The organism is Arthrobacter sp. H41 (assembly GCF_000520535.1).
Classification (GTDB): domain Bacteria; phylum Actinomycetota; class Actinomycetes; order Actinomycetales; family Micrococcaceae; genus Arthrobacter_D.
The window spans coordinates 48,204-69,443 of record NZ_KI914789.1 but is presented as its reverse complement, the minus strand read 5'-3'; the positions used below and the strand labels follow the sequence as shown (position 1 = coordinate 69,443).

At 67.3% G+C, this 21,240-nt stretch carries 22 protein-coding genes; 12 read left to right on the top strand and 10 right to left on the bottom strand.

All coding sequences use genetic code 11. From position 1 onward, the window contains the following. On the bottom strand, window positions 1-1,484 hold a 1,484-nt coding region (locus Y705_RS18435), incomplete at its 3' end, for a glycosyltransferase family 2 protein (protein ID WP_253908546.1). A 77-nt stretch (window positions 1,485-1,561) separates the two neighbouring features. Continuing rightward, window positions 1,562-2,173: a WhiB family transcriptional regulator gene (locus tag Y705_RS21245; RefSeq protein WP_081737907.1), complete on the bottom strand. Its 612-nt coding sequence runs from the start codon at window positions 2,171-2,173 to the stop codon at window positions 1,562-1,564. 257 nt (window positions 2,174-2,430) lie between these two features. Here Y705_RS21245 and Y705_RS0108255 point away from each other — a divergent pair, with 257 nt between their 5' ends. Beyond that, on the top strand, window positions 2,431-3,207 hold the full coding sequence (locus Y705_RS0108255) for a TIGR03089 family protein (protein WP_049822470.1): 777 nt from the start codon (window positions 2,431-2,433) through the stop codon (window positions 3,205-3,207). Here the strand turns inward: Y705_RS0108255 and Y705_RS18430 are convergent. Beyond that, window positions 3,182-3,832: a GtrA family protein gene (locus Y705_RS18430; RefSeq protein ID WP_081737916.1), complete on the bottom strand. Its 651-nt coding sequence runs from the start codon at window positions 3,830-3,832 to the stop codon at window positions 3,182-3,184. The two genes, Y705_RS0108255 and Y705_RS18430, sit on opposite strands and share 26 nt — an antisense overlap. Window positions 3,833-4,052: 220 nt before the next feature. On the opposite strand from Y705_RS18430, the gene Y705_RS0108245 reads away from it, so the two are divergent. From Y705_RS0108245 to Y705_RS0108225, 5 genes are read left to right on the top strand one after another with little or no spacing between them, the layout of a single operon-like run. Next, window positions 4,053-5,225, top strand: coding sequence for a 5-(carboxyamino)imidazole ribonucleotide synthase (locus Y705_RS0108245; protein ID WP_026532516.1), 1,173 nt, complete (start codon window positions 4,053-4,055; stop codon window positions 5,223-5,225). Further along, window positions 5,222-5,752: a 5-(carboxyamino)imidazole ribonucleotide mutase gene (gene purE, locus Y705_RS0108240; RefSeq protein WP_026532515.1), complete on the top strand. Its 531-nt coding sequence runs from the start codon at window positions 5,222-5,224 to the stop codon at window positions 5,750-5,752. Before Y705_RS0108245 ends, purE begins: the two co-directional genes overlap by 4 nt. Further along, on the top strand, window positions 5,752-7,389 hold the full coding sequence (locus Y705_RS0108235; protein ID WP_026532514.1) for an LCP family glycopolymer transferase: 1,638 nt from the start codon (window positions 5,752-5,754) through the stop codon (window positions 7,387-7,389). The genes purE and Y705_RS0108235 overlap by 1 nt, the downstream gene beginning before the upstream one ends. Window positions 7,390-7,426: 37 nt before the next feature. After that, window positions 7,427-8,695, top strand: coding sequence for a mannose-6-phosphate isomerase, class I (manA, locus tag Y705_RS0108230; RefSeq protein WP_026532513.1), 1,269 nt, complete (start codon window positions 7,427-7,429; stop codon window positions 8,693-8,695). Further along, window positions 8,692-9,711: a lipid II:glycine glycyltransferase FemX gene (locus Y705_RS0108225; protein ID WP_026532512.1), complete on the top strand. Its 1,020-nt coding sequence runs from the start codon at window positions 8,692-8,694 to the stop codon at window positions 9,709-9,711. The genes manA and Y705_RS0108225 overlap by 4 nt, the downstream gene beginning before the upstream one ends. 93 nt (window positions 9,712-9,804) lie before the next feature. On the opposite strand, the gene glpX is transcribed toward Y705_RS0108225, so the two are convergent. Further along, window positions 9,805-10,854 carry a class II fructose-bisphosphatase gene (gene glpX / locus Y705_RS0108220; protein WP_049822469.1) on the bottom strand — a complete coding sequence of 350 codons (1,050 nt, stop codon included), beginning with the start codon at window positions 10,852-10,854 and terminating at the stop codon, window positions 9,805-9,807. A 383-nt stretch (window positions 10,855-11,237) separates the two neighbouring features. On the opposite strand from glpX, the gene Y705_RS0108210 reads away from it, so the two are divergent. The 3 genes from Y705_RS0108210 to Y705_RS0108200 are packed head-to-tail and all read left to right on the top strand — an operon-like array spanning window position 11,238 to window position 14,109. Next, window positions 11,238-11,957 (top strand): DUF4245 domain-containing protein, encoded by a 720-nt coding sequence (locus tag Y705_RS0108210; RefSeq protein ID WP_081737906.1) that lies wholly within the window; start codon window positions 11,238-11,240, stop codon window positions 11,955-11,957. 20 nt (window positions 11,958-11,977) lie between these two features. Then, window positions 11,978-12,592: a carbonic anhydrase gene (locus Y705_RS0108205; RefSeq protein ID WP_026532509.1), complete on the top strand. Its 615-nt coding sequence runs from the start codon at window positions 11,978-11,980 to the stop codon at window positions 12,590-12,592. Between the two features lie 38 nt (window positions 12,593-12,630). After that, window positions 12,631-14,109: a class II fumarate hydratase gene (locus Y705_RS0108200; RefSeq protein WP_081737905.1), complete on the top strand. Its 1,479-nt coding sequence runs from the start codon at window positions 12,631-12,633 to the stop codon at window positions 14,107-14,109. Window positions 14,110-14,266: 157 nt separating this feature from the next. Here the strand turns inward: Y705_RS0108200 and Y705_RS0108195 are convergent, their stop codons facing one another. From Y705_RS0108195 to Y705_RS0108180, 4 genes are all read right to left on the bottom strand, one after another. Next, window positions 14,267-14,737 (bottom strand): NUDIX hydrolase, encoded by a 471-nt coding sequence (locus Y705_RS0108195; RefSeq protein WP_026532507.1) that lies wholly within the window; start codon window positions 14,735-14,737, stop codon window positions 14,267-14,269. A gap of 4 nt (window positions 14,738-14,741) precedes the next feature. Continuing rightward, complete coding sequence (locus Y705_RS0108190; protein WP_026532506.1) at window positions 14,742-15,248, bottom strand: prepilin peptidase; 507 nt, start codon at window positions 15,246-15,248, stop codon at window positions 14,742-14,744. A 34-nt stretch (window positions 15,249-15,282) separates the two neighbouring features. Next, window positions 15,283-16,611 carry a PhoH family protein gene (locus Y705_RS0108185; protein WP_049822468.1) on the bottom strand — a complete coding sequence of 443 codons (1,329 nt, stop codon included), beginning with the start codon at window positions 16,609-16,611 and terminating at the stop codon, window positions 15,283-15,285. A 245-nt stretch (window positions 16,612-16,856) separates the two neighbouring features. Further along, complete coding sequence (locus tag Y705_RS0108180; RefSeq protein ID WP_026532504.1) at window positions 16,857-17,624, bottom strand: isoprenyl transferase; 768 nt, start codon at window positions 17,622-17,624, stop codon at window positions 16,857-16,859. 101 nt (window positions 17,625-17,725) lie between these two features. Between Y705_RS0108180 and trhA the strand changes: the two genes are divergently transcribed. After that, window positions 17,726-18,475, top strand: coding sequence for a PAQR family membrane homeostasis protein TrhA (gene trhA, locus Y705_RS0108175; RefSeq protein ID WP_026532503.1), 750 nt, complete (start codon window positions 17,726-17,728; stop codon window positions 18,473-18,475). Window positions 18,476-18,572: 97 nt separating this feature from the next. On the opposite strand, the gene Y705_RS18425 is transcribed toward trhA, so the two are convergent. Both Y705_RS18425 and mca read right to left on the bottom strand, forming a co-directional pair. Continuing rightward, window positions 18,573-18,959, bottom strand: coding sequence for a hypothetical protein (locus tag Y705_RS18425; RefSeq protein WP_155849978.1), 387 nt, complete (start codon window positions 18,957-18,959; stop codon window positions 18,573-18,575). An 81-nt stretch (window positions 18,960-19,040) separates the two neighbouring features. Continuing rightward, a complete protein-coding gene (gene mca, locus Y705_RS0108165) occupies window positions 19,041-19,964 on the bottom strand; it encodes a mycothiol conjugate amidase Mca (protein ID WP_026532502.1) in 924 nt (307 codons plus the stop codon). A gap of 72 nt (window positions 19,965-20,036) precedes the next feature. Here mca and Y705_RS0108160 point away from each other — a divergent pair, with 72 nt between their 5' ends. Next, window positions 20,037-20,480 (top strand): DUF4307 domain-containing protein, encoded by a 444-nt coding sequence (locus tag Y705_RS0108160; RefSeq protein WP_162149058.1) that lies wholly within the window; start codon window positions 20,037-20,039, stop codon window positions 20,478-20,480. Window positions 20,481-20,662: 182 nt separating this feature from the next. Then, the gene (greA, locus tag Y705_RS0108155) at window positions 20,663-21,154 is read left to right on the top strand and encodes a transcription elongation factor GreA (RefSeq protein WP_026532500.1); all 492 of its coding nucleotides are present in this window, start codon (window positions 20,663-20,665) and stop codon (window positions 21,152-21,154) included. Window positions 21,155-21,240 lie beyond the last annotated feature (86 nt).

Here is a 21,240-nt window from a genome sequence, read left to right as displayed (position 1 = left end):
ACGAGCGCGCCGAGCCGCCCGCTGCCGATCGCCACCTGCAGCGCCGGCACGGCGCCCCAGGAGAGCGCCGCCCACATCCTCAATCCATGGTGGCGGGTGAGCGTTCCAGCGCCGAACCAGGCGGTCAGGCCCGCAAGAGGCATGGCGAGCAGGATCAGCCCCGCCACAGCGGCGTTCCCGTTCCCGAAGCCGAGGACCGAGAGCAGCCACAGGACATAGGAGAAGGGACTGCCATGCCCCGCGAAACCTGCTCCCAGCGGAACCCACCAGGTGGACGCGCTGTCCCAGAGTCCGCCCGGGGATTGCGGAAGGGGAAGGAGCGCCCCACCGGCGAGCGCCGGCGCCCCGATCAGCCCGGAGAGGCCCACCAACGAGGCAGCCAGCAGCACGCCGACGGACGCTCCCGCGCCCAGCCGCGCCCAGGGGCGGCGCGGACCGCCGGGTGCAGCGAAGCCGTCACCGTCGCGTGCGGGAAGGTCCGCGGGGTACCGGACGGCATCCGGCAGCCGGTCGCGCGCCGGGAGGGCTTCAAGGATGGACCGCCGATGGGACCGGACCTCGCGCCAGGGCGTGCGCAGCGCATGGACCACGCGGCGGGGCACGGTCTTCGTCCGCGCGATGGAACGGCGGCCGCGGAGAAGGCCGAGGGGTTGGCAGACACCGGCGCAGCTCGCGAGGAACTGGCCCGCCCCGTACCCCGGATCCTTCGCCACCAGGCCGACGAGCAGCCGGACAACGCCGCCGACGACGGCACCCGCTGCGAGGAACGGCACCGTCCAAAGGACGGAGTGCTTCAGTCGGAGGTAGACCTCCGCGCGGCGTGCTGCGCGGGCCGCCGCAGCGGCGTCCGTCGAGGACCCGAAATGCCGTACGACGGCGGCCGGCACCACCACGACCCGGTGGCCGGCGAGCCGGTTCCGCCAGCAGAAATCGACGTCGTCGCCCATGCCCGGCAGCGCGGGATCGAACCCGCCCAGCTCATCCCATGCGCTCCGCAGCAGCAGCATGCCGGAGGAGCTGACAGCGAAAACGTCACTGCGGCCGTCATGCTGCCCCTGGTCGAGCTCATCCCCGTCGATGAGCGATAGCCGCTCCGCCCACCGGCTCACGGACAGCCCGACGTCCTCGAGCTTCTTCCGGTCCTCCCAATCGACTCGCTTCGCTCCGGCCACCGTGACGGATGGTGCGCGTTCCACGGCGGCGAGCAACTCCTCGAGGGCGGTCGGTTCAGGTGCCGAGTCCTCGTGGAGGAGCCACAGCCAGTCCTGGCTCTCGATCCCCTCCCGCCCGTCGTCCCGCTCGTCGTCCCGCCGGGGGATCTGCTGCGTGCCCGCATGGACGGCGGTACCGAAACCCGCGCGTGCCGCGGACTCCGCGAAGAGGCTGTCACCGGGCAGGTGCAGGCGAAGCATCGACACCAATTCGTTCGTCGGACCGGCGTCGACGCCGACATGGAGGTCAGCCGGACGGGTCTGGCGGGCCAGGGCTTTCAGGGTTTCGGGAAGGAACCGGGATCCGTTGGAGACTACGACAACGGCGGTGACACGGCGGTCGAGCAGGATCAGACAGCTCGCTTCCGCAACCGTCGGCGTTCGCGCTCCGAAAGCCCGCCCCAGATGCCGAACCGCTCATCGTTCTCCAGCGCGTACTCGAGGCACTCCGATTTGACCATGCAGGAACCGCACACTTTCTTGGCGTCGCGTGTCGAGCCGCCCTTTTCGGGGAAGAAGGCCTCAGGATCGGTCTGGGCACACAGGGCGTCCGACTGCCAGCCGAGCTCACCCTCATCGGGGAAGTCCCCGGGGCGGGCCGGAGAGCCGGTCCAGCCGGCGTGCGAGGGTTCCGCGAAGGCCGGTGCCTTCCGCACCGTGGCGTCGTCGGCCACCCGGGGCAGCACGTCGTCGTCCACCCGGGGCAGCACGAGGAGGCTGCTCGGCCCTCCGGCTACCGCGGGAAGGCCGGCCTCGGGAAGTGCCGAGAGGGCCTCATGCGCCGTGAGGAAAGCCGTAGCCTGGTTCCCGAGCGCGAAACGTGCGTTCTCGCGGTAGCGTCCGCCCGCACCGGGGTCAGCCGGATCCAGGAACCAGTCGTCGGGTACTCCCCGCGATCCGTATCGGGCTGATGCCTGCCCGACGATGTCTGGTCTTTCCTGGATGCGCTCTGCGTGCCCCATACTGTGCCTTCCCGGTGTTGCCGTTCCAGCATCAGCCAAGGAGACCGTCGCGCCCAGCTGCTGGAACAAATCCGATGTCTAATTACAAGCGTGTAATACGTACTGAGTCAAACCGCGAGGGGATCCTATAGAGTCGGTTCCGCGGTTTGGCGTGCGCCACGCCGGGAGCGAATAAAGAAGTATCGGCGCGTCGATTGTTTTTTGATCAACTATCACTTCAGTAACATTCATACCACCACAACCTTGGCGGAGACACAATGCCCCAGCACACTAATCCGACCGAACAGCTCGCCTTCCTGCGGACGGTGGCGTCATCGTCTCCCCGGCTGGTGTGGTACGGAACTGACGGCAGGGTGGAGCTTTCGGGACGGGTCTTCGACAACTGGGTGGCGAAGACGGCGAACCTCCTCGTGGATGAGCTCGACGCCGTCCGGGGGACGCGCGTGGCGGTACACCTTTCCAACCACTGGAAGGCGGTGGTGTGGGCGTATGCCGTCTGGCAAGCCGGTGGAGTGGTCCTTCTGCCTCGAGCCCCCGATGACGGCGACGGCGACATCGTGGTGACCTCCTCCGCCCGGTCACCACTCGAGGCACCGCGGATACTGGTCCCCGTGGCGCTGGGTGCCCTGGCACTGCGCTGGCCGGGTGAACTCCCGCGCGGCGCCGTCGACTACGCCGCGGAGGTGCGCTCGCACGGCGACGTTTTTCCCGAGGAGGCACCGCCGGAACCGGGAACCGTGCTGGTCGAGGCGGGCCCCGCGGGAGACAGGGGGGCCGCAGAGGACAGGGGGACCGCAGGCGAAGCCGGCTCCCGAAGGCTCTCCTTCGCCGACCTTTCCGGAGGGCCGGAGGAAGCGGTGCCACCCGCTACCGTGGCACTCCTCGAACCAGGGTGCACCGTGCTCCGGGCACTGGAGGCAGCGGCGTCGGTGTGGGGCGCCGGAGGCACACTGATCCTGATGGACCGGGACGTCCCGGTGACCGACCGGATTCTGGCAGGCGAACGGGTCACTGTCCGGCTTGCCGCCCGGTAGGGCTCTTCTCCTCGCTTTGGCCAGGCACCTCGGCAGACCCCTGTGCGGTGATCTCGCCATCTTTCCGGGCCGCCCCGGGGGCTCCGGCAGGGGCTTTTCCGGCCGTTCTCGGGGATGCTTTCGGTGTTGATCCGGAATGGGGGTGGAGGATCTCGTGGTCGTGGCTGAACTCGGGCTCCTCGTCCAGTTCGGAATTGAAGACCCAGAAGCGGTAGGCGATAAAGCGCACGAACGTGGCAAGTACCGTGCCGACGATGCCTGCGACGAACAGGTACGTGGTGTCCCTGACGTCGAACGGATACCGGACGATCCAGACGCAGCCGGCCGCGATCCCCATGCCGATCACGTTGATGAAGATGAACATGAGCAGTTCCCGGGCTGCATTCGGCCGGCGGCGGTGGCGGAAGGTCCAGTAGCGGTTCGCCACCCAGGCGAAGATGGTGGCCACTGATGCCGACACGAACCGGGCCTTCACCACGCTGTCGTCCATGGGGCCGTTGATGAGGTACCAGTACAGGCCGTTGTCTATGATGAACGCCACGCCGCCCACCGCCCCGAATTTGGCGACTTCACGCCAGAAAAGCGAGGCGAGGCCCCGAATACGCTCTGCTATTGCCGTCAACACAACCTCCGCGGTTGAATCCGAGTTATCTTTCACCGCAGTGCTGATGCTGCGGATTCCCGGCAAATACGCGCTCGACGTAAGGTTGCCGTTCCTCCGCCTGACCAGTGCCTGGCGTCCAGCTCCCCATTTTACTGGGCCGCGCCCGCCGTTACCTACGAAAACAACCCGGCGGTGCCGGGGTACGTCCTCGTGCTCCCGTTCGGGTAGGTACCCTGAGTAGGTGACTTTTCCCGTAATCGGCGTGGTTGGCGGCGGCCAGCTGGCCCGGATGATGGCAGCCCCAGCGGCGCAGCTCGGCGTTCCGCTGCACGTCTTCGCAGAGGGCCCGTCCGTTTCAGCGGCCCAGGTAGCAGCGCACGTGACGGTAGGGGACTACCGCGACGCCGACGCCCTGCGCGCCTTCGCGCGCGGAGTCGACGTCCTCACGTTCGACCACGAGCACGTTCCGGGCCCTCTACTGCGGGAACTGGCGGCCGAGGGAATCAATATCCAGCCGCCGCCGGCGGCGCTCGCCCACGCACAGGACAAGCTGCTCATGCGCGAGGCTATCGAACGGCTCGGATTCCCCAATCCGCGGTGGGCGCGGGTTTCCGGTCCCGCCGACCTCGAAGCATTCGGTGACGCCCATGGCTGGCCCGTCGTATTGAAGACCCCGCGCGGCGGTTACGACGGCAAGGGCGTGATGGTGCTCGGCTCCGCCGCCGAACTTCCCAAGGCGGGCGACTGGTTCACCGGCGAGGACCTGCTCGCCGAGGAACACGTCCCCTTCACGCGTGAACTCGCAGTACTCGTGGCGCGCACCCCCTCCGGCGAGGCCACGGCATGGCCCGTCATGGAGTCGGTGCAGGTCAACAGTGTCTGCGACGAGGTGATCGCGCCTGCGCAGGACCTCGCCGAACCGGTGGCGCGGGCAGCCGTCGAGGCGGCACTCCGGATCGCCGAGGCGTTGGGGGTCACGGGGGTGATGGCCGTTGAGCTCTTCGAGACGCCGTCCTCCGGTCCGGGCTTCCTGGTCAATGAGCTCGCCATGAGACCGCATAACTCAGGACACTGGACCATGGACGGCTCGGTCACGGGCCAGTTCGAGCAGCATCTGCGCGCTGTGCTGGACCTCCCCCTCGGCGACACGCGCCTCACTGCGGACGTGGCAGTCATGAGGAACTACCTGGGCGGCGCCAACACCGACACCTACGCCGCCTACCGCCTGGCCCTGTCCTCGGACCCGTCGGCCAAGGTGCATTTCTACGGCAAGGACATCCGCCCCGGCCGCAAGATCGGCCACGTGAACGTGGTCGCTACCACCGGCGAAACGGTGGAGCAGGTGCGGGCAAGGGCGGGACGCACCGCGGCGATCCTCCGGGACGGCACGGCTTCCGAAAGGGACCTTTCATGAAAAACCCAGCAGTAGGCCTCGTCATGGGATCGGATTCCGACTGGCCCGTGATGGAGGGCGCGGCCGACGCGCTCGAAGAATTCGGTATCAGCTACGAGGCCGACGTCGTCTCCGCCCACCGGATGCCGGTCGAGATGGTGAACTACGGGCAGGGTGCGCACCAGCGCGGCCTGCGAGTGATCATTGCCGGTGCCGGTGGTGCCGCGCATCTTCCCGGGATGCTCGCGGCCCTCACTCCCCTTCCCGTGGTGGGAGTGCCGGTGCCACTGAAGTACCTCGATGGAATGGATTCCCTGTTGTCGATCGTCCAGATGCCGGCCGGCGTTCCGGTCGCCACCGTCTCGATCGGCGGCGCCCGCAATGCGGGGCTGCTGGCCGTGCGCATCCTCGCGGCCGGAAACGGGCCCGAATCCGAGCGTCTGCGCAAGCAACTGATCGACTTCTCTGCTTCCCTGAAGCAGACAGCCCTTGACAAGGGAACGGCGCTTCGGAACCGGCTTCCCGACCATCCGACGGAGGGCCGATGATGACGACCGGGGCGAGGGCGGACCCTGGAGCATCAGGAGCCACGTCGAAGCACCTGACCGACCCGGTGAGGTACCCCCAGACGGCGGCACCGGCGGTCCGGACGAAACGCGCCTTCGTCCTCCTCGGCCTCACCCTGGCCCTGCCGGGGGCAGCGCAGGTCGTGGCGGGCAACCGTAAGCTTGGCCGCAACGCACTGCGCGTGACCTTCACCGGCTGGGCGCTGGCGATCGTCGGCCTCGTCCTTGCGCTCACCAACCCGCAGCTGGTCGTCACCCTGGTGACGCACCGTTGGTGGTCGCTGGTGCTGATCGCAGCACTGCTGGGCCTCGCCGTGGGCTGGGCGCTCCTGTTCCTCAACACCCTGCGGATCATCCGCCCTCCGCTGCTCGAGCGTCGGGCTCGGGCAGCGGTAGCCGGCACCCTTGCCCTCCTGATGGTGCTCACGAGCGGATCTCTTGCCTACGGCGCCTACCTGCTCGGTGTCGGGCGCTCCACGGTAGGATCCATCTTCCAGGGCGGGCCGGCGTTCGACCCGGTGGACGGCCGGTACAACTTCCTGCTGATGGGCGGCGACGCCGGCGAGGACCGGACGGGCCGGCGCCCCGACAGCATCTCGGTGATCAGCGTGGATGCCTCCACCGGCGCCACAGTGACCTTCAGCATCCCCCGTAATTTCCAGAACGCCCCCTTCCCCGAGGATTCCCCGCTGGCCGAGGTCTATCCGGACGGCTACAACTGCGGCGACGAATGCATTCTCAACAGCCTCTACACCACGGTGACCCAGAACTACGCCGACCTCTATCCCGACAGCGAGGACCCGGGCGCAGAGGCGATGATGGACGCCGCTAGCGGCATACTGGGCATCGAAGTGCAGGCCTACGTGATGGTCGACATGAACGGTTTCGAGCAGCTGGTGGATGCCATGGGCGGCATCCGGATCGACGCGGGCGGCTGGGTGCCCATCACGGCCGCCGAGATCCCCGGCACCGACCCGATCCGCCACTATCCCCCGGACGGCTGGATCGCGCCGGGCGTGCAGACCCTCAACGGCTACCAAGCCCTCTGGTACGCCCGGTCACGTGAGTTCGTGACCGATTACGATCGCATCGCACGCCAGCAGTGCGTCCAGCAGGCCATGATCGCGCAGCTCGATCCCGCCACCCTGCTCACGCACTTCCAGGAGATCGCCGCCGCCGGCACGCAGATCGTCGAAACCGACATCCCCCAGGACCAGCTCGGCAGTTTCGTCAACCTCGCCCTGAAGGCGCAGGACCAGGAAGTCCGTCGGTTGACCATCGGGCCGCCGGACTTCGGGACGCCGGAGGACAACTTCGTGACCTATCCCGACTTCGACCTGATCCACCAGCGCGTCCAGGCCATGCTTTCCCAGGGCACCGAGGATCCCTCGGCAGAGGGAGGCGGTGCCCCGGCCGACGCCGGCATCCCGGAACTGGAGCGCGCGGGACTGACATCGGTGCTTCCCTCCCGGACCACCGGTAACATCACCGGTAACGTCACCGGTAACGTCACCGATGACGGAATCACCGAGGAATACCTCCAGGAGCTCGCGATCATGCAGGATGACGCTACGCTCATTGAGTTGCTTGCCGACAACGGGGAATGCTCCCCGGCCTGACCGACCGGCCCAACCGCAACACCGAAGGAACAGCACCATGTACCTGTTGGACAACCCGCTGCGCCCCTATGCCTGGGGATCGGTGACCGCAATTGCCGATCTTCTGGGGCGGGAGCCGTCGGGAGGTCCCGAGGCGGAGCTGTGGATCGGTGCACACCCCGGGTTCCCGTCGGTGGTGTTGATCCCCGACGGCACACGCACCCCCCTGGACGAGCTGATCGAGGCTGATCCCGCGGTCGCTCTGGGCGGCGGCACCGAGAGCCGCTTCGGCGCCCGGCTGCCCTTCCTTCTGAAGGTGCTCGCCGCGGAGTCAGCGCTGTCGCTCCAGGTCCATCCGAGCCTCGACCAGGCCGCGGCCGGCTACGACGCCGAGGAGGCCGCCGGCATACCGGCCGACGCCGCGCACCGGAACTACAAGGACCGCAACCATAAGCCGGAGATGCTCTTCGCGCTGACGCGCTTCGACGCGCTCTGCGGGTTCCGGCCCCTTGAGGAATCCGCCGCGGTCTTCGGGTTCCTCGCGGGCCTCTGCGAACCGGGTTCGGAGGAAGCCGGGCTGCTCGGTACCGTTGCCACCGAGCTCGGATCCGACGCTCCGGCCGCGCTGCGCAACGCCTTCGAGGCGTTGCTGTCGGCCGATAGCGGCGTCGTGGCCTCCGTCGAGGGCGCCGTTGCATCACCGCGGGGGCTCGAACCGAACGCCGGCGATTTCGCGGATGATCTCGCTACGGTGGTAGAACTGGGTTCCCAGTACCCCGGCGATGCCGGCGTGCTGGTGGCCCTGCTCCTCAACCGCGTGTCGCTCCAGCCCGGCGAGGTGATCCACCTTCCCGCGGGAAACATCCACGCCTACCTCAGCGGCCTCGCGATCGAGGTGATGGCGTCCTCGGACAACGTGCTACGCGGCGGCCTGACGGGCAAGTACGTGGACGTCCCGGAACTGCTGCGGACCGTGATCTTCGAACCGCTCGCCCCGCCGTCGGTTCCGGCTGTCACGAACCTCCTCGACCAGGAGCTGTACCTTCCCCCCTATGAGGAGTTCCAGCTCCAGCGCGTCGTCGTGCACGACGGCGTCGCCCCCGTGCCGCTTGCCCAGAACGGTCCCGCGGTGGTCCTTGTGGTTTCAGGGAGCGTGAGGCTGGATTCGCCGAAGTCGGACCTTTCCCTGCACCGCGGGCAGTCCGGCTTCCTGCCGGATATCGAACAACCGGTCCTGGTCCACCCAGTGCAGGGCGCGGACTCCCCCGCAGTCCTGTTCGCGGTGACCTGCGGGACGCCTGCCGGCCGCGAGGGCTTCCCCCGGTGAGCGCCGAGCACCAGAAGGAGCCCTCGATCCTGCAGTCGCCCGCCTGGGCGGACTTCCAGCGCGCCCTGGGCAAGAAGGTCTTCACCGGCAGCGGGGACGGATTTTCGTTCCTGGCGATTCAGGAGAAGACCCCGCTCGGCAGTTTCCTCTACGTTCCGTTCGGACCCGCAGCAGCGAACCCGGATGGGCTGCGCCGCTCACTCGAGGCCCTTGCCGCCCTTGCCGCCGCGGAGCACGCCCACTATGTCCGGGTCGAACCGGTCGGTACGGATCTCGGCTCGGACCCCGACTCGGCCCTGAAAGCGCTCGGACTCGTCAAGGCTCCCACCGACGTGCAGCCGAAGCTGACGTGGCTGGTGGACCTCAGCCAGGATGAGAAGGCGATCCTCGGCGGAATGCGAAGCACCAGTCGGGGCCTCTACCGGAACATCTCCAAGAAGGGTGTCACGTTCGACATCTCGACGGATCCCGCAGACATCTCGGTGCTCCTCGCCTTCCTTCACACGGTGTCCGAACGAGCGGCGTTCCGTGCCCAGTCCGACGACTACCTGGCACAGGCCGCACAACACCTCATGCCTGCCGGCAGCGCAAAACTGTTCATCGCGCGACTGGACGGCGAACCGATCGCCGCGGCCCTGTCCTACGACACCGGAACCACCAGGGTCTATGCCCACGCGGCAGCCGACGCAACCCATCGCAGCCTCAACGCCGGGGTACCGCTCGTCGTGACCATGATGATGGACGCCAAGGCCTCCGGAAGAACCTCCTTCGACCTGTGGGGCGTCTCCGCCGCAGACCAGCCCGAACACCCGTGGGCCGGATTCTCCCGCTTCAAACGCTCTTTCGGCGGATTCGAAGTGGAGTACCCCGGCTCCTGGGACCTTCCGGTCAACGCGCCGATGTACCGCGCGTACTCGATGGCACGCCGCCTGCGGGACACAGCGGTCCCGGCCGTGCGCTATGCCCGGACCAGGGCGGCCGCGGCAGCACGCGGCATCACCAGAACCCCGCGCTGAGCGCAACCCGATGTAGCGACGACGCCGATTCGCAGGGAGCACGGCGGACACCCTGCGAGCCGGCGTCGTCCGCCCGGACGCACGGCCGATTCATCACCGCAGGCGCGCGTAGGTCTCCCACTTGTGGGCCTGGTGTTCGCCGTCCACCACGCGGATGGTCCCCGATTTGGAGCGCATCACGATGGACTGCGTGAGCACCTTGTCCTTGTTGTAGCGCACCCCGCGGAGGAGGTCGCCGTCGGTGATTCCCGTGGCGGCGAAGTAGCAGTTGTCGCTCGTGACGAGGTCGTTGGTGGAGAGCACGCGGTCGAGGTCGTGCCCGGCGTCGAGCGCTTTCTGCTTCTCGTCGTCGCTTGTGGGCCACAGCCGGCCCTGGATGACTCCGCCGAGGGATTTGATCGCACAGGCGGCGACGATGCCCTCGGGGGTTCCGCCGATGCCCATGAGCGCATCGACGTCGGTGCCCTCGCGGGCCGCGGCGATGGCGCCGGCCACATCCCCGTCCATGATGAATTTGGTACGCGCACCGGCCGCGCGGATTTCCTCGACCAGCGGCTTGTGGCGGTCACGGTCGAGGATCATGACATTGAGCTGGCTGACCTTCCGGTTCTTCGCCTTCGCGATGAGGTGCAGGTTCTGCTTGACGGGCAGCCGGAGGTCCACCATGTCTGCTGCTTCGGGGCCGGTGACGAGCTTCTCCATGTAGAACACTGCCGACGGGTCGAACATGGTGCCGCGCTCGGCGACCGCCAGGACGGCGAGCGCATTGTTGATGCCCAGGGCGGTCAGGCGCGTGCCGTCGATCGGGTCGACGGCGACGTCGCACTCCGGTCCGCTTCCATCGCCCACCCGCTCACCGTTGAAGAGCATGGGCGCCTCGTCCTTCTCGCCTTCGCCGATCACCACGATTCCGTTGAAATGGACGGTGGAGAGCAGCGACCGCATGGCGTCGACCGCAGCGCCGTCCGCGAGGTTCTTGTCCCCGAACCCCACCCAGTGACCACCCGCGATCGCCGCGGCCTCGGTCACCCGGACCAATTCGAGTGCCAGGTTACGGTCCGGCTCGTCATCCCCCACCGCAAGGGCTGGCGAAAGGGTGGAATACCGGGCGTTCTCGGGGTTTTGGGACACGTCAATCCTCATCGTCGAAGTTCATGGTGGTGCGCGTCGGGAAACCGCAGGCAGGTCCCCCGTAGACCATCCTAGTGCTGGCGTGGTCCACGAGTCGCGGAAGCACCAGCGGTGGAGGCGGATCCGGCTATGCCGGCACCCGTCGTCAGCGGAAGTTGTCGATGGAAGTTGTCGGTGGACAGGTGATTGCAGTGCATGCAGTGCCATCACTTCGCAAAACCGGCACGACGGAAGTGATTGCAATGCAATCACTGCATGCACTTTTCAGGAGGGTCACCGTCTCCGCAACGTTTGACCTGACGCGGATTGAACCTGGTGCCTAGAAGGAGCCTGTTCGCTGATCGTCCCCATGAGCCGGGTTAGGCCGCTCGTCCCGGATAGGGGAAAATGGAAACGTGGAGGATCAGGAGCGCGTACCGAACGGCCGGAACACTGGTGGAGACACAGACGGCAGTGCACATCTGCAAAACGCCCGGGAGTCCGACGCCGGCGCACGCGGCGATGAGCCCCGCGTCAGGCCGGTGCTCACGCCGGCGCAGGCCAAACGGGCCAACTCCACGGTGATCGGCATGCTCATCGCCATCGGCGCGACCTTCGCCGTCGTTCTTCCCGTCTACTTCCTCAACCCCACCTACACCGCCGAGACCTATCAGCGGGACGTCAACGTGGAAATGGTGGCCCGGCAGTCAGCGGGCGACGCCGGTTATCTTCCGGCGGCGCCTGAGCTTCCCGAGGGGTGGACCTCCAACTTCGCCCGCTGGACCGGCGGGGCGGGCGACGGCGTCAGTTACTGGGAAGTCGGCTACCTGAGCGCGGACCGGGGTTTCATCCAGCTGACCCAGACCGACGAGGCCAACCCCACCTGGGTATCCCAGCGGCTCGACGGAGCTCAGGTGTCGGGAACGCGCGTCATCGACGGGGTGGAGTGGGAGTTGCTGGACAGCCCCGATGGAGACACGGCGCTCACCACCGAATTCCAGGGGAAGACCATCATCCTCAACGGGGAAGCCGAGCTTACCGAGTTCGACGTGCTGGGCGGTGCGACGCTGGAGAAGATCGAGGACAATGCCGCAGCGGAAGCCGTGCAAACGTCATCAACGGCGGAAGCGCCGTGATCCGCCGCTAGAGTGGGGGCGTGAAGAAGCAACTGTCTCCCGCCCAGGCCTGGCTGCGACTGCGAGAGGGCAACGCCCGGTTCGTAGCCGCAGACGCGTCGCACCCGAACCAGGACGCCGCCCGCCGGACGTCACTGGTCAATGACCAGAACCCGTTCGCCGTCATCTTCGGTTGCTCGGATTCGCGCCTCGCGGCCGAGATCATCTTCGACCTCGGCCTCGGTGACGTGTTCGTGGTCCGCACCGCCGGGCAGGTCATCGACGACGCCGTCCTCGGCTCACTCGAATACAGCGTCAGCGTACTGAATGTCCCGCTGATCGTGATCCTCGGGCACGACAACTGCGGAGCCGTCTCCGCCACCATGGACGCTGTGGAAACGGGAGACATGCCCATCGGTTTCCTGCGTGACCTCGTCGAACGGATCACTCCGTCCGTCCTGACCGCGCGCCGCTCGGGCATCCTCGACGTGAATTCGACGTCCGTCGAACACACCAAGCAGACCTCGAAGCGACTCATCGACAGCTCCCGCGTCATCTCCGACGCCGTGGAGCGCGGCTCGGCCGCGGTCGTCGGCGTCTCCTACCGCCTCGACGAGGGCAAGGCGGTGCTGGTTTCGGGATTCGGCGCACTGTAAATTTGGTCCACAGAAGTTGTGGAGGCGAGAATTGGCGAATGACTCCAACGCCTGCATCAGCCTCGAATTCCACGTCCCCCGCTGTCGATTCCGCCTCGACCTCCCAGGAGAACGAGTACCGGATCGAGCACGACACCATGGGGGAAGTGCGCGTCCCGGTGAACGCGCTGTACCGTGCGCAGACCCAGCGTGCCGTCGAGAACTTCCCGATCTCGGGCACCACCCTCGAGCGCTCCCACATCGAGGCGCTGGCCCGGATCAAGAAGGCCGCAGCGACGGCCAACGCGGAACTGGGAGTGCTCGACGAGGAGCGCGCCCGCGCCATCGAGGCCGCGGCTGAAGACGTCGCGAACGGCAGGTACGACGGCGACTTCCCCGTGGACATCTACCAGACCGGTTCCGGGACGTCGTCGAACATGAACGCGAACGAGGTCATCGCCACCCTCGCGAGCCGCGCCCTCGAGGCCGCCGGCAGCGCGACGACGGTCCATCCGAACGACCACGTCAATGCCTCGCAGTCCTCCAACGACGTCTTTCCCACCTCGGTGCACGTCGCGGCGACCTCTGCCCTGACCAATGACCTCATTCCCTCCCTCGCACACCTCGCCGAGGCCCTCGAGCGCAAGGCGGAGGAGTTCGCCACGGTGGTGAAATCCGGCCGCACGCACCTCATGGACGCCACCCCGGTGACCCTCGGCCAGGAGTTCGGGGGATACGCGGCGCAGGTGCGCTACGGCATCGAGCGCATCCAGTCCTCGCTCCCCCGGGTGGCCGAAGTTCCCCTCGGCGGCACGGCCGTCGGAACCGGCATCAACACCCCGGCAGGCTTCTCGGCCCGCGTGATCGAGCTGCTCGCAGCCGACACCGGGCTGCCGCTGACCGAGGCCCGCGACCACTTCGAGGCCCAGGCGAACCGCGACTCGCTGGTCGAGGTCTCCGGCATGCTGCGCACCATCGCCGTGTCACTGACCAAGATCCATAATGACCTGCGCTGGCTCGGGTCCGGCCCCAACACGGGCCTCGGCGAGATCGCCCTTCCCGACCTGCAGCCCGGTTCCTCGATCATGCCAGGCAAGGTGAACCCCGTGATCGCCGAGGCCGTTCTCATGGTGTGCGCGCAGGTGGTCGGCAACGACGCCACCGTGGCGTGGTCCGGCACCAACGGCGCCTTCGAACTCAATGTGGGAATCCCGGTGATCGCCCGGAACGTCCTCGAGTCCGTCCGACTCCTGAGCACCTCCACCCGCGTCTCGGCGGACAAGATGATCGACGGCATCACGGCGAACGTGGAACGCGCGCGGTTCCTCGCCGAGGCATCTCCCTCCATCGTCACGCCGCTCAACAAGTACATCGGCTACGAGAACGCGGCGAAGATCGCGAAGAAGGCAGTGGCCGAGGGGTTGACCGTCCGCGAGGCGGTCGTCGCCCTCGGGTTCGTGGAGCGTGGCGAGCTGACCGAGGAGCAGCTCGACTCGGCACTCGATGTGCTGTCGATGACGCGTCCTCCCCAGGCGTAGCTCCAGCGGTTCCACCCAGGCTCGATTCCGGCTGACGCGCGGAAAAACGACAAACGCACGGAATAACGACATCCGCACCGGTTTTGTCCGGTGCGGATGTCGTTATCCGGTGCGCCCCTTCGTCGGCCGCTTCGCACCCGACGCACCCCCGCGGCCGTCAGCGGACGAAGTGCGGGATGCCGTCGGCGGTGGAGGCCGTGGTCACCAGCTCGAGGTGCCTCGGGTTGAGGTGCGGCAGGGCATCGAGCGGGAACCACCGGACGTCGCTGGATTCGTCGTCGTTGACCCTCGCCTCGCCGCTGACGTAGCGGCAGCGGAAATCGTGGTTGAGGAACGTCACCACGTCGCCGTTGGGGAAGGTGACGGGGCCCACGACGCCGATGCCGAGGAGCACCTCGACCTCGACCTCCACTCCCGTCTCCTCGAAGACCTCGCGCTTGAGCCCGACCGCTGGTTCCTCACCCGGCTCCACCATGCCGGTGATGATGGTCCACTGGCCGTTATCAGCCCGTCTGCCGAGCAGCACGCGTCCGGCGTCGTCGTAGACCACCGCACCGGCTCCCGGCAGCCAGAGGGGGGCGGAGCCGATTTTCTTCCGGAGGTCGAGGACGAATTGGGGTGTGGGCATCAACTCACCCTAGGGCAGCCAGGGCGATCGCCGCACCGCCGATTAGAAACGGACCGAAAGGGACCGACGCGTGCCAGCCTGCCCGCCTCCCCGAAACCAGCATGAGGCTCCACAGCCCGCCGAGGACGAAGCCGGCGGCAGCGCCTGCCATCACCAGCGGCAATCCGACGAAACCGAGGTACAGCCCCAGCAGCCCGCCGAGCTTCACGTCCCCGAATCCCAGGCCTGCGGAAGGCACCAGGTGCAGGGCGAGGTAGGCGACCCAGAGGACGGCGGCGCCGCCCGCCATGGACACCACCCGGTGCGGCTCCCCGGCCATCAGGGCCGCTCCGGCGAGAAGCGCCGCGGCAATCGGATAGCACGGGAGGATGATCCGGTTCGGCAGGCGGTGCGTCCGGGCATCGATGATACTCAACCGCACACCCACGGCTACGAAACCCGTCAGCGCCGCGACCAGGAGGAGGAACGCAGCCGGGGAACCGCCCCGGTAATCCGCCAGCGCGCTGATCACCGTCCCACCGTACTGGACACTCCGGTGCCGTGCGTCACATGTCGGTGCCCTCGAGGAGTTCCGTCACGAGGGCGGCGATCGGCGATCGCTCCGACCGTGTGAGGGTGACGTGGCCGAACAGCGGGTGGCCCTTGAGGATTTCCACCACGGCTGCGACGCCGTCGTGCCTGCCGACGCGCAGGTTGTCGCGCTGGGCGATGTCGTGGGTCAGGACGATCTTCGAGTTCTGCCCGATCCGGCTCATCACGGTCAGGAGGACGTTCTTCTCGAGTGACTGTGCCTCATCGACGATCACGAACGAGTCATGCAGGCTCCTGCCGCGGATATGGGTCAGCGGCAGGACCTCGAGCATGCCCCTGTCCATCACCTCCTCCACCACCTCGCTCGAGACCAGTGCGCCCAGCGTGTCGAAGACGGCCTGCGCCCAGGGGTTCATCTTCTCGTTCTCGCTCCCGGGCAGGTAGCCGAGCTCCTGGCCGCCCACCGCGTAGAGGGGGCGGAACACCACCACCTTGCGGTGCTCGCGCCTCTCCAGCACCGCCTCGAGCCCGGCGCACAGCGCGAGCGCCGACTTCCCCGTTCCTGCCCGTCCGCCGAGGGAGACGATGCCCACTTCCTTGTCCAGCAGCAGGTCGATGGCCAGCCGCTGCTCGGCGGAGCGCCCGTGCAGCCCGAACACGTCCCGATCACCGCGCACCAGCCGGACCTGCTTGTCGGCGCCCACCCGGCCGAGGGCGGAGCCACGCGGCGACAGCAGGATGAGCCCGGTATTGATCGGCTGCTCCGCGGCGGCCGCATTGAACACCGGCTGGTGATCGTACAGTGCGTTGACCTCCTCGACGGAGACATTCAGCTCCATCACGCCGGTCCAGCCGGAGTCCCTCACGAATTCGCTGCGGTATTCATCCGCCTGCAGGCCCATGGCCGAGGCCTTGACGCGCATCGGCAGGTCCTTGGACACCACGGTCACGTCACGGCCCTCTCCGGCGAGGTACTGCGCCACGGCGAGGATCCTCGAATCGTTGTCCCCACTGCGGAAGCCCACCGGGAGGACTTCGGGCGATACATGGTTCAGCTCGACCCGCAGCGTCCCGCCCTCTTCTCCCAGGGGGATCGCGCGGTCGAGACCGCCGTGCTCCACCCGGAGGTCGTCGAGGAGCCGCAGCGCCTTCCGGGCGAAGTACCCCAGCTCCGGATCATGCCTTTTGCCCTCGAGTTCGGAAATGACGACGACGGGAAGGATCACCTCGTGCTCGGCGAACCGCAGGAGGGCCCGTGGGTCGGACAGCAGCACTGAGGTATCGATCACGTAGGTGCGGCTTCCCCTGCTCCGGGCGGACTGGATTGTTTCAGTAGTGGCCACGTTGACTCCACTCCGGGGTGCGGACACCCCGAACTAGTAGGGGTGTGGGGCGGTCCGGCCGAGAGGCCGGGCATGGCCTCCCCGATCTGGTCGACGTGCTGGTGTGCACGGTCGGCGTCATCGGTGGCCTCCCATTCACCGGCATGGACACCGGCTGATGGACCGACAATACGCTGTCCCCCCGAACTTTGCCGATGTGCTTCCGCGTGTCGGAGGAGGAGTCCAAGGACGGGCCGGGGGTGCTCCTATGAGCCGAAGCGCCGTTGCCGACGGCCGTAGTCCCGCAGCGCCCGCAGGAAGTCCACGCGCCGGAAATCGGGCCATAACGCTTCGCAGAAGTAGAACTCGCTGTACGCGCTCTGCCACATGAGGAAACCCGAGAGTCGCTGCTCCCCGGAGGTGCGGATCACGAGGTCCGGATCCTGCTGCCCGCGGGTATAGAGGAAAGCCGAGATGTGCTGGTCCGTGAGTTCCCCGGCGAGTTCCTCGAGCGACTTCCCCGCCTTCGCCGAATCGAGCATCAGTTCCTTCACCGCGTCCACGATCTCGCGCCGCCCACCATAGCCGAGGGCCACGTTCACGTGAAGTCCGTCGATGCCCTCCGTCTGCCCGGCGAGCGCCGTGAGCTTCCCGGCGAGGTTGTCGGGCAGGAGGTCCAACGCTCCGACCGGCTGGACACGCACGCGGTTGCTCTCGCCGAGGTGGTCGAGGGTATTCGCGATGATGTCGAGCAGCTGCTCCACTTCCTCGGGAGGGCGCCCCATGTTGTCGGTGGACAGCATGTAGAGGGTGACGACGTCGACGCCGAGTTCCTCGCACCAGCCGAGGAACTCGTGGATCTTGTCGGCTCCCGCCTGGTGCCCGTGGCTTGTGGGGGCCCCGGCAAGCCTGGCCCAGCGCCGGTTGCCGTCCACCATCACGCCGATGTGGTGCGGAATCCGTTCAGGGGACAGCGAGCGTTGGAGCCTGCGCTCGTAGTAGCTGTAGAGGAACTCGGGGAATTTCCACGTCACCCCTCCAAAGGTACCGGCTGTTGCCGGGGATTCCGTGGAGGGACGCCTGGGGCGTTGTTACCCTCGGGTAACAACGCAGGCTGCTGGGTTAGAATTTCTCCATGACTTCGCGATCCTCCGCGCCGCCGCCCCGGCCCTCACCCGGCACGGGCACCGGGAGTCCCCGGGAGAGTGTCGTTGAAAAAGCCGAGGAGGCCGAGGAGGCCCTCGAAAGCAAGCCCGCCCTGCGGGGCTGGATCCACGCGGGTACCGCGCCCCTCGCCGTCGCGGCCGGAATAGTGCTCATTGCTCTTGCCCCCACCACCGGCCTCAAGGTGGCCTCGACCATCTACGCCCTGACCGGAGCCCTGCTGTTCAGCGTCAGTGCCGTCTACCATCGGGGCAACTGGAAATCGAGGACCCGGGTGGTCCTCAAGCGACTCGACCACACGAACATCATGCTGGTGATCGCGGGCTCCTACACACCGCTCGCCTGGGCCCTCCTCGATCGCGACAAGGCGACCCTGCTGCTGTGGATCATCTGGAGCGGGGCGATCGCGGGAGTCCTCTTCCGCAACCTCTGGGTCTCCGCACCCCGGTGGCTGTATGTGCCGATCTATGTGGCCCTCGGGCTGGCCGCTTTGTTCTACCTGCCCGACTTTTTCGCGGCCAGCATCCCTGCGGCAATCCTGATCTGTACAGGGGGCGCCCTGTATATCGCAGGTGCCGTCTTCTACGGCATCAAGAGGCCCAACTTCAGCCCGCTCGTTTTCGGGTTCCACGAGCTTTTCCACGCCTTCACCGTTGCGGCTTTCGCTGCACACTACATCGCGATCGTAATGGCCGTCCTGAATCCCGTGCAGGGCAGCTGAGGCTCCGCGCGCCCGCGGAGCAGGCCTTCGGGGTCTGCTGTGTTCCCGACGTGTCGGCGGCATATTGATCGTTGACAGAAGGAGGTCAGCGCATGGGCTACCGGGCGTCCGGCCCGTGCCTGCCGCCGGGAATCGGGCGGGCTCCCTGCTGCTGGGCCTCGGAAATCGGCGGCGTCCCCTGGTCTGGACCCCCCGGGTGGTCCGGTAGCCGCCTGGCGGAAGGGCCGCCGTCGTTCCCCGAATCCGCGGCGCCCCCCGTATCCGCCGCATCCTGCAGGCGCGCGTCCTCGACCATCGCGGTGTACCGCACGCGGCGGATTCGCTTGGTCATGTCGCGGATCAGGAAGAACACCCCGATCACCACGAACAGGGTTGCGAGGAAACCGAGCGTTCCCGGCGTCACCGAAGCCGGGTCCAGGCCCTCCCGCAATGCCGGTTCGTCGGAGGGAGCCGTCGCTGCGGCCAGGGTCAGCGGGAAAAGCACAGGTACACCACTTTCAGGAAGAGCTGCGGGCGGGCGGCCCGTTCCTGTCAATTCTACGTCGGATAGAACTGTCGGATAGAACTAGCGCGCGTCGGTGATGCCGGCGAAGAAATCATCCTCGGGCAGGGACGTCGACACGCGCGAGGAGATGAGCGAGTAGTCCTCCCAGGGCCAGGCCTTCTGCTGGAGGTCGAGGGTGACGGCAAAGAAGAACCCGGCGGGATCGATCTGCGTACGGTGTGCCAGCAGGGCCTGCTCGCGGTTGGCGAAGAACTCGCTGCATTCGATCTGCGTGGTGGTGCGGTGCGTCGGAGCCGGCGGCTGGTGGCCCTCGGCGTCGGTCTCGAGCAACTGCGCGATCCGTTCCGCATAGGGCGACTGCAGCCCGGCCTCCTCGAGGGCGAAGTGCAGGGCACGGAAGCGCTCGGGGTTGAACGCGCGGTCGTAGTAGAGCTTGTCCACCCGCCAGGCCTCGCCGGTGCCGGGATATCGGTCGGGATCACCGGCGGCCTCGTACGCCTCGACGGCCACCCGGTGCGCCATGATGTGGTCGGGGTGCGGGTAGCCGCCGTTCTCGTCATAGCTGAGAATCACGTGCGGGCGGAATTCGCGCACGAGCTTGACCAGGGGCGCAGCGGCGCGTTCGAGGGGCTGCAGGGCGAAGCAGCCGAACGGCAGGTCCGGAAGCGGATCCCCCTCGGGCAGTCCCGAGTCGGTGAACCCGAGCCACCTCTGCTGGACCCCGAGCGCTGCGACGGCGTTGGCCATCTCGATCCTCCGGAGCCCTGCGAGATCCCGGCGTGCGTGTGCATCCCCGCTCATGGCCTGGTTCAAAACATCGCCGCGCTCCCCGCCGGTGCAGGTCGCCACCATCACCTGTGCGCCGGCGGCGGCGTACCTCGCCATCGTCGCGGATCCCTTGCTCGACTCGTCGTCGGGGTGCGCATGGACTGCGAGTAGTCGGAAGCCGCTGGAGGACGCGGTGGGGGAATCCGGGCTGGACAACAAGGGCTCCTGGGAGGTGTATTCGGCTGATGGTTCCACAGAGGTCACTGGGGCCCGTGGATCGACGGTAAAATGACGGAGGTGAGTTCCGCGTACACGCCTACCCCAAGAGTAGCCAATCGCTACGGTCCCCCCAAGCCGGTCAAACCGGCCAGGCCCTTCCGCCTCCTGGTGGTCACGGTGCTCCTGGCCAGCGTTGCCGCCGTCGCTGTTTTCGCACTGACCAGCGGTAACCCCCGCATCTCGTCGAAGGACGTCGGTTTCAGCATCTCGGGCGACCAGCGCGCCAGCGTCGACTTCGAGCTCACCAAACCCGCGGATGCCGCTGCCGAATGCGCCATCCAGGTCCTGAGCGAGAACTACGCGGTGGTCGGTTGGAAGGTGGTCGCCATCGGCCCCAATGCGGAGACCGACGGCGTCAACAACGGCCGGACCACAGCCCACCGCGCGGAGCTGCGCACCGATTCCCCGGGGGTTTCCGGCGGCGTGAACGCGTGCTGGCTCGTGGCCGACTGACCGGTCCGGAATGCAGCACACCCCGCCATCTTGGGTATTTTATGCACCCGAACTAGAATGGTGGGATACGACCTGCCCCGTCTCAACGGCATACCGTGCCCGCACGGTAGCAATGAGGTGGGGTGTTTGCTTGTGTGCCGGACCGCATTCCGCGGTTCCGGACGAACCTAAGGAGATGTCCCGTGTCCACAAACAGCGCACCCGTTGCCTGGCTCACGCAGGAGTCCTTCAACCGGCTCAAGGCCGAACTCGAGCACCTTTCAGGCCCCGGCCGCACCGAGATCGTCGCACGTATCGAGCAGGCGCGCTCCGAGGGCGACCTCAAGGAGAACGGCGGCTACCACGCGGCCAAGGAGGAACAGGGCAAGTCCGAGGCGCGGATCCGCCAGCTCACGGCCCTGCTCGACAGCGCCCACGTCGGTGAAGCTCCGGAGGACAACGGCATCGTGGAGCCCGGGATGATGGTGCAGGCCAGTATTGCCGGTGACGCGGAGTCCTTCCTGCTCGGCAGCCGTGAAGTGGCCGGAGACGCCAATATCGACGTCTACAGCGAGAAGTCGCCGCTCGGCGCCGCCATCCAAGGCAAGAAGGCCGGCGACACCGTGGTCTACACCGCGCCCAACGGCAAGAGCATCACTGTGGAGATCATCTCAGCGACGCCCTACCTCGGCTAGGCGCTTCAGCGCGGAAGGCGGTCTGTCCCGGACGGGGCAGGCCGCCTTCTCAGTATCAGGGCGGCAGCAACCCCGCCGAGCGCACC